The organism is Mycoplasma sp. 613B, assembly GCF_054343485.1.
Genome location: NZ_JBTGVH010000011.1, coordinates 15,928 through 33,810, shown reverse-complemented (window position 1 = coordinate 33,810; position 17,883 = coordinate 15,928). Strand labels below are relative to the sequence as shown.

Sequence of the window (17,883 nt, the reverse complement as noted above, 5' to 3'; positions counted from 1 at the left end):
ATTTATCTCCGGTGTTTTGTCAAATTTATCTCCGGTTTCTATATTTATCTCCGGTGTTTTGTCAAATTTATCTCCGGTTTCTATATTTATCTCCGGTTTTATTAAGTTTTTGTTTTTTTGTTTATAATCAATTTTAAAATTTAGATTTTTTGTATTTTCCTTATATTCTTCTATTTCAAAACCTTCAATATTTTGTTTATAATTTAAATTTTTTAAAATCACAGTAAATCTTCTATTATCTGATTTAAATTCCGGTTTTAACTTTTGACTATAATTTTCTTCTTTTTGGTAATAATCAAATATTTTGAGTAAACCACTACCACGTCTTTCCATTAAATTTAATCTACTAAAAAGATCGGCAATAATTGGATTTCTTCTTTCAGAATTGATTTCTTCAATATTTTCTTCTTGTATTAATTTACCATTATACATTCCACCAGGTGAAGAAATTTCCATTCTATCATCAAAAATGTTTATAGTTACTTCAGCTCCTTTAATTGAATAATCTCTATGAATTAAAGCATTAACCAAAACTTCTTGGATTACCTTCATAGGATAATCAGGATAATTTTTACGACCAAAATCTATCTTTTTTCACATATTTTTGGAATTTCTGGAAATGAATTTAATTCCAGAATCTAATAAATATAATAAATTACCACTAAATTCTTCATCGTCTAAAGCTTCTGCAAGTGAATGTGTTTTTGTTAATCCATTTCATCTGGTTGCAAAAATTCTTGAATGTCTTACTATTTGACCATCTGCTAATAGTGCTCCACTATTATTTAAATAATTATCATTTGAAACTAATCCAAAGGATTTAAAGTCTTTTAATGTAAGTTTATGTTCTGTAATTTGATAATAAAATGAAATTAAATAACTAAAGGAAGAAACATCATAGCTGATATTGGTTTTAAAACTATCTCAAGTTTCATTAGAACCTTGAAGAATTAAAGTTTTTAAATCGTTTCCCTTTATGACTACACTTTGATTTCCTATTCTTCTATAAGCAAGGTAACTACCGCCTTTATTTAGATAATAAGGAGTTTGCTGACCTTTTTTTACATCTAAAACTATAAATTTTTTGTCTTGTTCTTCATAAATCTTTAAATCAAAAGATGGAAGTGGTTCCATAACATCTTTTATGACGCTACTAATATAATCAGAGTCTTTGTAAATATCTGTTAATCCCACTAATTTATCACTTTTATCTTCTATACCAAAAAAGATTTTTCCACCGTTTGTATTAGCAAAAGCACTTACTGTTTTTAATCAACTATAGAAATCCTTTTTTTCTATTTTTTCTTTTTTTTCATATTCAGTTGTTTCTCCAAGATATTTATCTAATTTCATTTTTATCCTTTTCTTTTATACATATTAATATTATATTACATTGTTTAATAAAATATTTTTAAATAATAAAACATTACTTTACAAGATAATATTTTTTATTCAAAAAAAATTTCTACAAAAAAATTGAATACATTGCCAAAAAGTGCTATAATAATAGTATAAATACATTTTCACAATCCTAATTAATTAAGTTCAACTTAATTAATGAAAAAAACTCCATTCCCTTAAAATGGAGTTTTTATTTAAGGTTAGTGGAAAATGTATTAATTATTTTAAAATTTAATTAATATTAGAATTATAATTATTAAAATTAAAATTCGCTCCACTTTTGAACCTTTATTTTAAATACATTTTTCACCTCCTTATGTGACTAAAGTGTTAGTCACATTTTAATATTACCACAGAATTTATTTTGTTACGAAAATACGGAAAAAATTGGGATTTTTGGTTTATTTTTCCTAAAATTTTACTCTATATTTACGATAATTTTAGTTATTTTTAATTTAAAATAATTTAAAAAATAGTACCTTAAATATGACTATAAAAATCTTCATCTTTTCTTTAAAAGAATATCGCAATTTAATCTTGTTTTTCTAAAATATTCTACTAATTTTTATTTATAATTTATTTTGATTTTAGTTTTATAACATTTTACAATTTTCACAAAGTATTTATGGATATCTCGTATATCAATGTTGTTATAAATATCTAAAATTGATTTTTTCTCCTTTCTTTTTTTTATATCTAAGTCCAATACAAGGCAGGAACCTTTAATGGACAATCTGCTGATGATAGAACACAAGAACAGTATGAAACAACAGTAACTGAAGCAACTAATAAATTTAAAGAAAAACAAGCTACAGCTAAAAACACTATTGATGGATTAAGTCATTTAAGTGAAGAAAGAAAAAATCATTTTAAAAATGAAATTACTAATACTTTAGCTAATGAAAATGCTGATATTAGTTCTATTAATACTATTGTTGGTAATGCAACAGATGAAAACAGAAGAGCAGAAGAATTAGCGAGTGCTAAAGCATCGGCTCTTGGAGTAGCTAATAACTTAAAACCACAAAATGAAGGTGGTACAAGAGAACAAGTTTTAAGAAATATCGAAGCAGCTACATCAGTTTCAGAAGTAAATACATTAAAACAAAATGCACAAACTTTAATTGACAATTCCATAAGAGCAGCAGAAACTGAAGTCCTTAAACTAAGAGGGTTGGATGAAGGTAATGATCAAACTTATGATAGATACAATACCAAATTAACAGAAGCTGGCAATAATCAACTAAAACTAGATAGACTTAAAGATGAAGCTGAACATAAATTTAACACTGTAGCAAGTGTTACTAAAGGTAAGATTAACGGATTACCAGAAGGTGAAGACAAAAACAATTTAGTTAGAAAATGACAACAAATGTTAAATGGACCTGCTGATGATAAAACAATTACTAAGGTAAAAGAAATTGATGCTGAAGTAACAGCAGTAATTAACAAAATCGATAGAGAAAGAGAACTTCCTTCACTTAAAGAATATATAGATATGTTACAAGATGGAAATGCTATTAAAAATAATGCAAACCAATTCTACAAAAATGCAATTAAACCTGATTCAACTGCAACAGGAAAAGATGTTAGAGATGTTAAAGTTCAAATAACTACTAAATTAGAAAGATTAAATAGAGAGGCTCAAACTTATATAACTGATAAATTAGCTGGTGATACCAGTGGTACAAAAGAAACTTTAATTGCAGAACTTAATGGTCATGTATTAAGTCAAGCTAATATTGAATCTAAAAAAGCACAAGCAGATGAAATATTTAATACCAAAAAAGAAGAAGTATTAGTATTTGCTGAAAAATTAAGCGAACAAAATAAACAAAATACTATTGATAAAGTAAAAGGTACTCCTGATGGTTCAGTACAACCAGCAGCAAGTATTGAAAGATTGGAACAAATTTTAGCTCAAGCAAAAACATTAAAACAACAAGAAGATGAAGCACAAAAAGGTCCAATTAGAAGTGCTGCGCAAGCAATTGTAGAAAAATTCACTAATAGTAGTCTTTCAAGTCCATGAAATGCTAAAGGTAAAGAATGAAATAGAAAATTAAAAGATCAAAATCTTTCACTTGATGAAATTAAACGTATAAAAGATGAAGCTGAATCAACTCTTAACAAGTTAAAAGCAGAAGCAATAACTGAAGCAAATAGTATTAGTAATTCTTTTGAAAAACAAAGAATTTTAAATCTTATTAATAATGGATCAGCAGGAAACTATTATGATAATAGTGCCGAAGATTATGAAACATACAAAACAAATGCAATTAATATTGTGCAAAAAGAAAGAGCAGACAGAGAAACACAAAAAGCAAATGCTAGAGCAATGATTGCTAAACTCCAAGGTGATGGTTACAACCAAGATAAATTAACTAAAGAACTTGATGAAGCAACAACTCAACAACAATATGATGAAATAGAAGAAAGAGCAAGACAAGTTATTGAAAATAAAAGAACTCAGGTTCAAGGAAAAGTTACAGGAAATCCAAAAATTACAAGACAAGACGAAAGAGATAGATTGGGACAAAGAATTCAAGCTGCTCAAACAATTGCAGACTTGAATGCTATTGAACACGATGTAGACAACTACTCATATGTTGATGACCCAATTAGAGATGCAAAAGAAGAAACAATTACTAGAATGACACAAAAAGGACAATCTTCTGTTGAAGGAGCGCCTTCTTCTTCTTCTTCTTCTATATATAAACTAACACAAGAACAAATAGAAACATTTAATGTAAGAGTTAGAAATGCAACTTCAGTTGATGAAGTAAATAGAATCGAAAAAGAATACATTGAAACAGTATTCTTTGATACCAGAAGAATTGTTACATTGAAACAACAAATTGGTCAATATGTAACACCAAAAGTTGCAAATGATACTAATAAATTTGTTGCTTGATACAACTACTTTAAAAATACATTGGAAAATGAAACATCAATCAAAACACTTGGAAGAAACTTTGTTCAATATGTAAATAGTAATGCCATTGGTGGTGCAACATCAGAAACTCACCGTCAAGAATTACTAAAAGAATGACACAAATGAGCACAAGAACCTGGAGTTGAATGAGCAAAAGGATTAGTCTTAAATTCAACAACTCTAAGTTGAGATGATAAATATAGATTAATTGATAAATTAGTATTAATTCACTCATTATTTGACTTCACAGATTGATTGAATGAAGCACATAAAGCAGACAACAATATTCCAAGTTCAATTCCTACAAGTAGTACAATTAGATTCTTTGACGGATATAACTGAACAGAAATTCAATAAAACTAAATTATCGCAAAGTTTTAAACAATATAAAAAAGTTAACATCTTAATGTTAGCTTTTTTTATTATCAAAAACCCAATTCCAATTTAGGGTTAAATTTTGCAAAAAATCAAATGATATAACAAAAAATAAATAAAAAGTGAAATAAAAGCATATTATCAAATTTAGCACAAAATTCCTTACAGTTACAATGATTATGGCAAACTTAAAAAAATGTAATTAAATTAGATAAATAAAAACCGTTTTGCCCGATAAAATAGGCATAAACGATTTTTCGTTATTAAAACTGGGAAACTTAAAATTTGTAACTATTATCACATAAGCAAATAAATATACCTTATTTTTCTTTATTTAAATTCAATATCTCTTCTAGAGTTGTTTTATAATTTATATCTTTAATTTCTTTTTTATTATTTTTAAGAAAAATTTTGGTTACCATCAACCTACCTGAATCATAGTTAAAAGTTGAACTTCAATTTCTTTTATCTTGAAGATGGTTCTTTGAAAAATCAATCTCTTCTAAGAAAAATCCTGACAAATCATTTAGAAAAACAAATTTATTATTGTTTTCTACTTCAAATGAATAATTAAATTTTAAAACAAGAAAATGAACTTGTTTTTTAGTTTGGACTAAACTTTTATAATCTGTTTTTAACTGTTTAATTGCTGCAACCGCATCATTTATTTTCTTTGCTACCTTTAAATTTACCACAAAAATATCATTTTCGTTTTCACAATAAAAATCATAACTAGAAGTTTGAGTTTGTTTTATTTTTCTGATTTTATAGATACTTAAAGGATGATTTGTAATTCTTTCTAATTCAGAACTAATATATTCTTCTATCAAAAAACCTATAGCCGTAGAACTTTCTATACAATTATTTTCATTATTTAACAAATTAACATTATTTGCTTTTAATTCTATTTTGTTATTAGTTAAATCTAAAATTTTACTAATTTGTTCTTCTATAAAATGAAGAAATTCTTGTGATTTTTCTCAATAATTATTTTTGTTCACTTTCTTTGAAAAATACCTTTCTTATTATTTTTGCTATTTCATAAGATAATTTTGCAGGAACTGCATTTCCTATTTGTTTTAAAACATCTGATTTAGAACCAACAAAAAGAAAATCATCTGGAAAACTTTGAAGTCTTGCTAATTCACGCGGAGTTAATACTCGGTTCAGTTTAGGATGAACATGAACACCACCGTGATTTTCTTTTACTGTTAATGATGGTTTATTATAATCTAATCTTCTAAAAGCATCTTTAAAATTTTTCATTACAGATTGTCCCACAGGTGTTAAAGAAATTTTTTCTATAAATTCTGGTGAGTGTTTAGTAAAAATATGATTAAAATCTTTATTTTCACTTATTTCTTCTAAATCTGCAATTGCATCTTTAACTGTTTTCATTTTTTGTTTGGTATTTTTTAACAATTCAATTGTTTGTTGTACTTTTTCTTTGTCTTTAGAACCAATAAAAATAACTCTTTCACGTTTTTGAGCAACACCAAAGTTAGAACTATCAAGTAATAAATAAGAAACAAAATAATCATTTTGAGTGAATATTTGCTCTATTTTGTCAGTTACTTTAATACCATCGCTTTCTTTATAAGATAAAATACCTTTTACATTTTCTAAAACAAACACAGTGGGTTGTAATTTAATAATTACTTCAATTGTGTGTAAATAAAGCTTATTTCTTTCATCATTTTGAGATCTTTTACCAGCCATTGAAAATCCTTGGCAGGGAAAACCACCTATTACTATGTCAATATCTTTTAATTGACTAAGTTCTTCTTTGGTTTCTTGTAAAGTAATATCACAAGGTGAAATCTCAGTTTTAAAATTTAAGTTATAAGTTAGAGTTGCAGGTTTTCAAAACTCAACTGTTTTTACAATTTCAAAATTATTTTTGTAAAAACCTCAAGTTAATCCACCTGCTCCTGCAAACAAATCTACTAGTCTTTTTTTGCTCATTATTCTCCTTTTATTTATTATTTAAATTATAATCTAAAAGCAAAAAAATACAGGAAAAATCCTGTATTAATTTTGATTTATTGAATTTCAGTTCAATTGTGTCCATCGTAGAATCTAATGTTACTACTTGTTGGAATTGTACTTGGAATGTTACTATCAACTCTATTTGCAACTTTCAATCAATCAGTTAGATCAAATAATGAATGTACTAGAAGTAATTGATCAATCAAGTTGTATTTTTGATCAAATGTTATGTTTGAATTGAGTAGCAATCCTTTAGCTCATTCAATACCTGGTTCTTGAGCTCATTTATGTCATTCTCTTAATAAGTCTTGACGGTGAGCTTCAGATTGGTTACCACCAATATTGTTTGTATTAGCATATTGCACGAATTTTTTACCAAGTTCTCTGATTGATGTTTCATTTTCCAATGTATTTTTAAAGTAGTCAATTCAAGCCTTGAATTTATTGGTATCATTTCCAACTTGTGGAGTGATATAGTTAGCTACTGCTTGTTTTAATGTAACAATTCTTCTATTTTCAAAGAATGTGGTTCTAATAAATTCTTCTTCAATTGTTTTAATTTGTTCTGGTGTAGTTGCTTTTCTTATTCTATCATTGTATTCTTCTGCTTGTTCAAGTGTTAGTTTATAAGAAGAAGAAGAAGAAGGCGCTCCAGCAGGAGTTGATTGTGCTTTTGTTGAAATTCTATTAGTTGCATCACGTTTTGTGCTTGCAAGTGGATCTTCTACAAATACATAGTTATCTGCTTCATTTTCAATTTGAATCAATTGTTCAATTGTTGATGCATTTCTAACTCTTGTTCCAAAACTTGTTTTTTCATCTTGTGGCATTTTATTATTTGAAGTAATTTTACCTTGTACTTGCACTTTTTTAGCTTCAATAACTTGTCTTGCTTTTTCTTGAATTGCATCATATTGTGATTGTTGTGTTGCTTCATTAAGTTCTTTTGTTAGTTTATCTTTATTGTATCCATCACCTTCAAGTTTAGCAATTTCTGCTCTAGCATTAGATTTTTGAGATTCTAATCTTTCTCTTTCAGTAGTACGTAAACCTACTGCTTGATCTTTAGCAAATTTTAAATCAGCTAAACTTGCTCTTGTATCATTGATTCTATTTAAATTACCTCTTTTAGCATTAGAAGAATCAGGAATTTCAAAGTTTGCATTTAATGCTTCTGTTTTTAGTTTATTTATTATTAATTCTGCTTCTTCTTTTATTTGTCTTAATCTATCTAATGAAGTATTTTCATTATTAATTTCTTTTGCTCAATTATTCCCTTTTTGAATATATTCATATGCTCCATAACTTTGTATAAATTTATCTACTAAACCTGTACCATCATCATTTGCAGAAATTAATTGGTTTTTTATAGATTTTTTTTCAGCATTTTGCTCTTGATTTAAGTTTCTATTTGCTTCATTAATAGCATTTTGAATATCTTGCACTGTTGTAGCATTAGCTTTAGCAGTATTAATTGCATTTATATGATTAGATTGGGTTAATTTTTCTTTAATTAAGTTAAGTTCTGTAACTTTATTAAATGCTTCATCAGCTCTTTGTTTAATATCTTCAATATTTTGTTCAGTTAGATTTGGTGAATTTAATTGATTAGATAGCTCAGTTTTCAAGTTTGGTGTTTCATTACTAAATTTATTACTAATATAAGTTTTAGCTTCATCTCTTAATATAATTAATGCATCTGTTATACGATCTTTTGCTTCTCCAATTTGACGTGTCGATGAATTTTCACCATTAATTATTTTGCTTTCAGTTGTTTTTAGACTATTACCATCTTTAAGTTTTGCTAATTCTCTTAGTGCAAATTCTTTTTCTTGATTATATTGACTAAGTGCAGTTTCTGCTCTTTGTTTAATACCTTTTAATTTACCTACTGTACTATTTGTTTTTTTTAAGGTACCTTTTGTACCTAATTCAGTTATGAAAGGTTTTTTCTCTGCATCATTTGGTAAGTTATTAATTGCAGTTTGTACACTATCAAAAATATTATCATAAGCAATTGTTATATCACTTAATAATGTATCTAATTCTTGTTCTGTTAAAGTTGCTTGATTATTTGCTTTTAAATTAGATAATCTGTTATCGTAATTTGCTTTTGTTTGGTTACCACCTTCATTTAAACCTTCTAAGATAGGAAGTTTATTAGTTACTGAAGTTACTTTATTATCAAGAATTTTTTGTGCTTCTTTTTTTAATTCTTCAACTCTTCCTACTGAGTCTGCATTTTGTATATCGCTATTTATTTGTTCTCTTCCTCTTTCATTAGTTCCGTTTCTTACTATTAATTTATTAGCAATATTCACAGCTTGTGCTTTAGCACTTGCTAATTCTTCTGCTCTTCTGTTTTCATCTGTTGCATTACCAACAATAGTATTAATAGAACTAATATCAGCATTTTCATTAGCTAAAGTATTAGTAATTTCATTTTTAAAATGATTTTTTCTTTCTTCACTTAAATGACTTAATCCATCAATAGTAGTTTTAGCTGCATCTTGTTTTTTTACAAATTCTTTTTTTACTTCAGTTACTGTTGTTTCATATTGTTCTTGTGTTCTACCATTACCAGATTGTCCATTAAAGGTTCCTTTTAGTGAATCATCACCAGTTAGTTTTTCTATTGCTTTTCTTGCTTTTTCTTTTTCAGTAGTTAAGATTCCTTCTGCTTCTGTTTTTTTAGCTTCAATATGAGAAACTTCAGTTGCAGTATTTATAGCATTTTTAAGTTCAGATTTTTTAGAATCTTTTAATCTTTCAATAACTGGCAAAGCAGCATTTCTTGCATCTTCAAGTTGTTTTTGTTTTTTTGCTTCTTCTTTAAGTTCATTTAATTTAGTTACAGTATTTGTATTAGTGCTATTTAAGCTAGTCATTAACTCTTGTCTTTTTGGATTAGTTGAAGCAAGTTTTTCAATTTCATCTTGTGCTAATCTTTTTGAAGCAGTAAATTTATCATTTGCATCATTTTCTATAGATTCTAATCTTCCTTGCTCATTTTCTTGATTTTCAGCAGCAGTTACTCTACTTTTTAAACTTGCTTTATCTGGATGTCCATCTAATTTTGAAATTGCATTATTTGTTGTTGTTTTTTGTGCATTGATAATTTTAGCAATTTCTGTTTCTTGGTCTCTTATTTCTCCCGGAGTTGTTGCATTATTTATAGCATTAGTAATATTAGTTTTTTCTATAGTATCATCTTTTAATCTCTTAACATCTTCTAATGCATGTGCTCTAGCACTTTCTAAATTAGTTTCATCTCTTTTTGCTTGTTTTGCTTTTGTTTTTATTTCTTCTAATTTAGTTACATCACCTGCAGCATTAAGTTGAACATTTAATTCTTTTTTCTTAGAATTATAGTCTGAAGCATTTTCAGTTGTACTTCCAGTTAAACTATTAATAATTGCTCTAACTTCAGAAACTTTATCATTAAATTTAGTTTTTGCTTCTTCTCGTATTTTAATTAATTCTGTTTGATTTTCTCTATTTGGATTAATTTTATTATTTAAAGTATCATGATCACTGTGACCTGCTAATTTAGCAACAGCTTCATTTGCTTCTCTTAAAGAAGTATCAAGAGATTTGATTGCACTTTGTTTTGCTTCTTCAATTTTTGCAATATTAGAACTAGAACTATTAATAGTTTTACTTAAATTGGTTTTCTCATTTCCATCTACTAATTTATTAATTGCATCTTCTGCTAGTTGACGAGCATTTTCTTTTGTAACTTTATCTCTTATTTTATAAATTTCTGTTACAGTTTTCTTCTCAACATTTGTATCTCAACTTGCTTTTAACGCTTTTCATTCATTAGTAATTTCTTCTCTTTTAGAAGCATTACTAATGGAATTAATTGATGATTCAACTGCATCTCTAATATTAACAAATTTTGCAGTTGCTTCAATACGTAAAGCATCAAGTTTATCTTGATTATCTCCAGCATCAGTTAATTTAGCAGTATATGTATCATGTGTTTCACCATCTTGATTTAATCCTCTTAATGTATTAACAGCATTTGTAGCATTAGTTCTAGATTCTTCTAGACGTCTCATCGCATCATCTCTAATTGCTTTAACTGCATCATTATTTAAAGCTGCATCAATTTTATCTTTGTAAGACTGTGCTGCTTTAAGGTTACTTACATATGCTTTTGCTTCATTAACTTTTGTTAATAAATCGTCTGCAGTTCCTTTAATTGTAGTAAATGAACTAATATCAGAGTTATTGTCATTATGTGCATTATTTATTTCATTTTTGAAATGATCTTTTTGAGTATTTGATAAACCAAGTGCATCAATTTGATTTTTAACTTCTTGTGCTTTTCTACTTAAATCTGCAAGAGCATCGGTTTTTGCTTGTTTATATTCTGCTTCAGTTTTACCTTCTGCTGTTTTACCATTATATTTATTTACAAGTGTATCATCACCAGTTAATCTTCTTATTGCTGCTTCTGCATCAGTTTTATAAGAACCTAATAATGCTTGTGCTTTGTTTTTTTCTAAAGTAATATTAGAGAATTTAGATGTATTATTAATTGCAGTTGTAATTTTTGATTTTTTAGGATTATCATCACTTAATTTGTTAACAATTTTCATTGCTTCATTTCTTGCTCTTTGCAATTCTTTTTCTTTAGCAACTTTTGTTTCAATTGCTTTAAGATCTGCAATAGAATTAGCATTATGTGTTTCATCGATTAAACTACTTATTACATCTTGTTTAGTAATTGTTCCATCATTAATTGAATTAGTTAATTTATCTTTTTCAGCTTGAATTGCTTCTTTAACTTTTTGTTCTAATGCTTTTAATTTAGTTTCTGTATCAGCATTTGTTAATTCAGTATCAAAATCTGATTTATTAGTTAATCCTTCAAGTTTAGCAACCATTTTAGTTACTTCTGCTTTTTTAGTTTTTAAGTATTCTTGTGCTTCTGTTTTAATAGCATTTACTTTAGCAACTGTATCAACTGAAGAAAGATCAACTTTGTTTGAAAGTTCAGTTTTTTTAGGATCTTCTAAAATTCTTGCAATTTCAGATTTAACTTCTTGTTTTGTTTGATCTAATTCTTCTTTTTGTTTTGCAATTGCTTTATCTATTACTGCTTGTACTAATTCAACTGTATCAGCAGAAGCTAATTCAGTATTTAAAGGATCTTTATTTTCTTGTTTAGTTAATTTAGCTATTTCAGAACGAGCATCAACTTTCTTTCTATCTACTTCATTAGAGTATTGTTCTTTTTCTTTTTCTCTTAGCGCTTTATCTTTAACTGCATTAGCATCATCAGTAGTTGTTGCTGCTTCTAATTCAGTTCTTAACTCTTGTTTTTTAGATTCATCGCTTAGTTTAGCAATTTCAACTTCTGCTGCTTGTTTTGCTGCTGCTAGTTCTTTAGCAAGTTGATCTTCTATTGCTTTTTTAACTTTATTTAATTCTTCAATATTTGTAGCAGCATCTACTTTTGCTTTAAGATCAGCTTTAAGTGCATCATCTTTAATATCATTTGCTTTAATGTTAGCTTGAGTTTTTTGTTCACTTAATTCTTGCTCTTGTTTTTGTTTAGCTTTTTCAATTATTGCATTAACATCACTTAATGATGAAGCATGTACTAATTCACCATTTAAACTTGCTTTATCTCTTTCATTAAGAATTTTTGCTATTTCTGCTTTTGCTTTTTCTTTTGCTAATTGGATTGAATCAGCATTACCTTGTTTTGCAATTGCTTCTTTAATTTTTTGGATTATTTCTTCAACTTTTACTTTATCTTCATCATTTATTGCATCAAGTTCTTGAGCAAATTTTGTCCTTTCATTAGAAGATTGAAGTTTATCAGTTAATAAATGTGCTTCAAGTAATGCTTGTGCAAATTCTTTAATTTTAACGATTTCTTCAGGAGAATTAGTACTTGCTAATTTTTGATTTAAAGAAGGTTTTTGCGATTCTTTTTCTAATGAATTAACTGCAGCTTGTGCTTCTGCTTTTAATGCTTTAGTAATTCTATCTTTAATTGCTTCTAACTGAGTACTTGTAGTAGCAGCATTAATTTCAGCAGCAAATTTATCTTTAATTTCTTGATTTGAAAGTTTATCTTTTAAAGCGTTTGCTTTATCTTTTTGCTCGTTTAATTGAGTTGTTAAATCATTTGCAATTTCATTTTTAATTGCATTGATTTCTTCAATAGTTATAGCATTATTAATTTTATCTTTAAACTCTGTTTTTTTAGCTTCATCAAGAATTTGATCTGCTTGTGCATTTGTTTCAACTTTTGCTTTATCTTCATTAGTTGATGCATTTTCTTTTGCTTTTGCTGTTTTTGCTTTATTAGCAACTTCATTTGCTTGCACTACATTAGTTGCAGCAGCAAGTTCATCTTCAAGTGTTGCTTTTGTAGTTGGATCGGTTATTTTGCTAATTTCAAATTTAGCAATTTCTTTTGCATTAGCTAATTCAGTTGCTTGTGCTTCTTTTGCTCTTTGTTTAATAGATTCTACTTCTGCAAGAGTAGTTGCATTATTTAATTCAGTATTAAATTTTTCTTTAATTTCTGGATTAGTTAGTTTTTCAATTTCATAAGAAGCAAGTGGTTTAGCATTATTTACTTCATTTTCTTTAGAAACACGTGCTCTATTTTTAATTGAATTAAGCTCATAAATTTCATTTGCTTGTGCTAATTCTTGATTTAATGCTGCTTTTTCTTTATTTGAATCAGATAAGGAATTAATAACATCTTGTACTTCTGTTTTAAAGTAATCTTTAAATCTATTTCTAATTTTCTCTACTTGTGCTGGGGTTGTTGCTGCATCGATTTCAGCATTAAATTTAGCAGCAATTGAAGGATTAATATCACTTGTTTTAACTTCTTGTTTTGCTGCTTCTTTTAAATTATTTAATTCAGTAGTTAAATCAGCGTTAATTCTATCTTTAACGTTATTTAATTCACTTTCGTTTGTAGCTGCGGCAATTTCTTGCTTGTAAGTTTCTTTTTTATCATTATTAAGTAGTTTGTCTGCTTGTGCATTTACATCTAATTTAGCTTTATCTAAATCTGTTGCTGCACTTTCTTTTGCTTTTTCTACTTTAGCTTTTGAAATAACTTCATTAACTGCATTAATATCATTAGCAGAGTTTAATTCATTATTTAAGTTAGTTATAGCAGCAGCAGAATTAGTTGTATCTAGTTTTGCAATTTCTTCTCTTGCTTTTGCTTTAGCTGCTTCTAATTCTTTTGCTTTTTGTGCTTCTACTTTTTCTTTAACTTTTTGTACTTCTTCTGGTGTTTTAGCATTTTCTAATTCAGAAGTTAAGTTTTCTTTGGCAGTAGTATCACTTAATTTTTCAATTTCATAAGTTACATCATTTTTAGTAACTTTTGTTTCAGTAGAAGGATTATTTTCTTTTGCTTTAGCTTCTATATCTTTAACAACACTAATGTTATTTGCATTTTCTAGTTGTTGTGTTAATTCTTTTTTGGTTTCAGGATCACTTACTTTAGCAATTTCAAGTTTTGCACTTTCTTTAGCGTTTGCTAATTCAGTTGCTTGTGCTTCTTTTGCTCTTTCTTTAATAGCATTAAGAGCTTCTAGACTTTTAGCTGCACTTAATTCGTTATTTAAAGCATCTTTAACTTCTGGGTTTGTAAGTTTTTCTACTTCATATGAAGCTGCTTCTCTTGCTTTAGATAAATCTTCAAATTGTTTATCTTTTGCTTTATTAATTACTTCTTGAATTTTGTCTAAAGTATCAGATGCATCTTTTAGAGCATTTAATTCATCTTTAGTTGTTTGATCACCTAATTTATTAATTTCTGCTTCTGCTTCTAATTTTTTAGCTGCTAATTCATCGGTAGCTGCTTCTTGTACTTTTGCTAATTTAGCTTTTGCTTCTACTTCATTTGCTGCACTAATTGAAAAAGATAAGTTTAAATCTTTAGTTAATTGGTCAATTAACTCTTGTGATTTAAGTGGATCTAATTCATCAATTGCTGCTTGTGCTTTTGATTTAGCTTTTGCTAATTCTAAAGCATTTGCATCCATTGCTTTTTGTTTTACATCATTGATTGCACTTAGTGAAGAAGCTGCTTCTAATTCTTTTTTAAGAGCATCTTTTGTTGTAGGATCTACAATTTTGTTAATTTCGTATAATGCTACTTCTTGCGCTTTTGCTTTTGCTCTTGTTAATTCATCAATTGCGTCTTGTTTTAGTGCATTAATTGCTTCAGGAGTTGTAGCAGCTTCTAAATTATCTTTAAGTTGATCTTTTAAATCACTTTGTGGTAATTTGTTGATTTCTGCTAATGCTTCTGCTTTTAGAGCAGCTAATTCTCTTTGTTGTGCTTCTTTTGCTCTTTGGATAATTGCATTAACTTCAGCAGTTGAAATAGCAGCACTTAATTCGTTGTTTAATGCTTCTTTAACTTCTGGATTAGTTACTTTTGCAATTTCAGCATTTGCTTGTGCTTTTGCAACTGCAAGTTCTTTTACTTGTTCTGCTTTTGCCTGGTCAATAACTTTTTGTACTTGATCTTGTGTTGTTGCTGCTGCTAATTTATCGTTAAGTTCTTTTATAGTTTCACTATTAGTTACTTTAGAAATTTCAGCTTGTGCCTCTAATTTTAAAGCTGCAACAGGGTAGGTTACGCTTTCTTTTTGTTTTGCAAGTTCTGCTTTTGCTTTAATAGCATTTGCTTGTTCTAAAGTAGTAGCTGCTGCTAATTCTGTATTTAAAGCATCGATGGATGCTTGTGATTTAGTTGGATCTAATGCATCAATTGCTGCTTTTGCTGCTGCTTTTGCTGCTTCAATTTCAGCATTTTGTGCTTCTTTAGCTTTATTAGCGACTGTTTGTACTTCTTCCGGTGTAGAAGCATTTGCAAGTTCGTTGTTTAATTCTGCTTGTTTAGCAGGATCACTAACTTTGCTAATCTCGTGGGCTGCTAAGTCTTTGGAATTTGAAGTTTGTTTTGCAACTTCTGCTTGTGCTTTTGCTTTTACTTCATTAACTGTATCAATGCTTGTAGCAGCTTCTAATTCTTTGTTTAATTCTGCTTTTTTAGCTTCATCAGTTACTTTATTGATTTCAGCTTGTGCTGCTTCTTTTGCTTTAGCTAACTCGTTGTTTGCTTGTTTTTCTGCTTGTTCTTTAATAACAAGTAATTCATCAGTTGCATTTTCTTTATTAGAAGCGTTATTTAAGTCATGAAGAAGTTTTTCTTTTTCATAAGGATCAGTAACTTTGTTGATTGCGTTTTCAGTTGCTGTTTTTAATTCTTCTAATTCGGATTTTTGAGCTTCTTTTGCTTTAGAAATAACTGTATTTAAATCTTCGGTAGTAAGAGCTGAATCTTTTTCTTTAGTTAATTCTTCTTTTAATGCTGGGTCTTGAATTTTGTCAATTTCTGCTTGTGCATCTAATTTAGCTTTATCTAGATCATTTGTTGTTGCTTCTTTTGCTTTTTCAAGTGCAATTTCTTTTTCAAGCACTGCTAAAGATACATCACTATCTGCATTAGTGATTTTATCTTTTAATTCTTGTTTTTTAGTTGCATCGCTTAAATTTTCAACTTCAGCTAAAAGTTCTGCTTTTTTATCAGCTAATTTTGCTTCTGTTGCTACATCTTTAAGATCAAAAACATTGCTTGCTTCTTCTAATTGTTTTTCTAATTCTGCTTTTTTAGCAGGATCGGAAATTTTGTCAACTAATTCTTTAGTTGCTGCTTTTTCTTCTTCAAAACGGTTATTTGCTTGGTTAGTAACATTAGCAAAATCTTCGGTTGAGTTTGCTTTATCTAAATTATTTAAAATGGTTTCTTTTTCTGATTCAGATAAACCATCTAATTTAGAAATTGCTTCTTCTGCTTTTGCTCTTGCATCAGAAATTTGATCAGCAATTTCTTTTTCAACTTCTGCTAACTTAGAATCATCTGATGATCCTTGAATTTCATTTAATTTATTTTTTAATTCTTCTTTTTTAGCAGGATCGGAAATTTTTTCGATTTCTTTTGCTAAATCAGCTTTTTTATTTGCTGATTCAATTTCTTTATTTACAGTTGTTTCAGCTGCTTTTGTATCTTCCAAAGTAGAAGCATTATCAATAGCAGTTTTTAATTCTGTTTTTTTGTCGTCAGAAAGGTTAGGCTTTTGATCTACTTTTTCTTTTAAAGCTTCTTTTTTAGCGTTAACTAAAACATCATCACCTGATTCAGCTTTGATTGTTTCTTCAATTTTAGCTTTAATTTGATCTAATTCTTCTTTTGAAGTAGCATTTGCTATTTGTTTAGCAAATTCATCTTTTTTACTTTGATCTTTAACAGAATCATTTAATTTAGATGCTTCTGCTTTATCAGAAGTTAAATCAGAATTTACTTCTTTATTTTTTTCTTGTTTTGCTTTTTCTAAAATTTTAGCAATTTCAGCTGCAGTTGTAGCTTCTCTTAATTCTTTGTTTAGATCTGCTTTTTTATCAACATTATCTAATGAATCAATTACTTGTTGTGCTTCTTTTTTAGCTTGCTCTAATTGATTTTGTTTAGCAGTTATTTCTTGTTTTGCTTTTTCAATAATTGCATCAATTTCTTCAATAGTTTTTGCGTTTGCAAAATCGTCTGATAATTGTTTTTTAACTTCAGCATCTTCAACTTTAGAAATTAAGTCTTGTGCTTCTAAAACTTTATCTACTTTATCTTCTAATGAAAGTAAAGAACCTTTATTTGTTGTATCAGTTGCTTTATATTCATCTTTTAAAATGTTTTTAATTGGGGTTTTGTCAGAAATAGAATTAATTTTACTTCCAACTTCTTTAGAAATTTGTTCAGTACTTCTGTTGTTTTTTTGATCAGCTAAAGCTTTTGTAACATCTTGTTTTAATTGTTTTAATAAATCAACATTTTTAGTAGAGTATTCTTTTAATTTATTTAATCTATTTTGGAATGCTCTTTTTGCTTTTGGATCTTTAACTTTATCAATTAATTGTTGTACTTCTGCTTTTGCTTTTGCATATTCATCAGAAGTTCATTCATTACTTTTTCTATTTCAAAAAACTACTACAGTGGTTACTACAGATGTTACTAAAGCAGCAGCTGCTAGTCCACCTAACACAATTTTCGCACTTGGTTTTGCCATAATTACCTTTCGTTTTATTGCATTATTTTATTTAATAATACAAATAATTTAAATAATTAA

General features: G+C 27.7%; 5 protein-coding genes and 1 pseudogene. 2 read left to right on the top strand and 4 right to left on the bottom strand.

Annotation, left to right across the window (positions count from 1 at the left end):
* Positions 1 to 1,353 (bottom strand): ATP-binding protein (locus tag ACXX87_RS02465; protein ID WP_458573215.1); only part of this gene is annotated, 1,353 nt, incomplete at its 3' end.
* Positions 1,354 to 2,227: 874 nt separating this feature from the next.
* Between ACXX87_RS02465 and ACXX87_RS02460 the strand changes: the two are divergent.
* A pseudogene (locus ACXX87_RS02460) lies at positions 2,228 to 2,290 on the top strand (hypothetical protein); the annotation flags it as partial.
* Positions 2,291 to 2,575: 285 nt separating this feature from the next.
* A complete protein-coding gene (locus ACXX87_RS02455; protein WP_458573214.1) occupies positions 2,576 to 4,693 on the top strand; it encodes a hypothetical protein in 2,118 nt (705 codons plus the stop codon).
* 338 nt (positions 4,694 to 5,031) lie between these two features.
* Here ACXX87_RS02455 and ACXX87_RS02450 read toward each other — a convergent pair whose 3' ends face one another.
* The 3 genes from ACXX87_RS02450 to ACXX87_RS02440 form a co-directional block, all read right to left on the bottom strand.
* Positions 5,032 to 5,712, bottom strand: a complete 681-nt coding sequence (locus tag ACXX87_RS02450; RefSeq protein WP_458557607.1) for a UpaP162 family type II restriction enzyme — start codon at positions 5,710 to 5,712, stop codon at positions 5,032 to 5,034.
* A complete protein-coding gene (locus ACXX87_RS02445) occupies positions 5,699 to 6,676 on the bottom strand; it encodes a DNA cytosine methyltransferase (protein ID WP_458560643.1) in 978 nt (325 codons plus the stop codon). The genes ACXX87_RS02450 and ACXX87_RS02445 overlap by 14 nt, the downstream gene beginning before the upstream one ends.
* A gap of 77 nt (positions 6,677 to 6,753) precedes the next feature.
* A complete protein-coding gene (locus ACXX87_RS02440; protein WP_458573213.1) occupies positions 6,754 to 17,823 on the bottom strand; it encodes a hypothetical protein in 11,070 nt (3,689 codons plus the stop codon).
* Between the last annotated feature and the right edge of the window lie 60 nt (positions 17,824 to 17,883).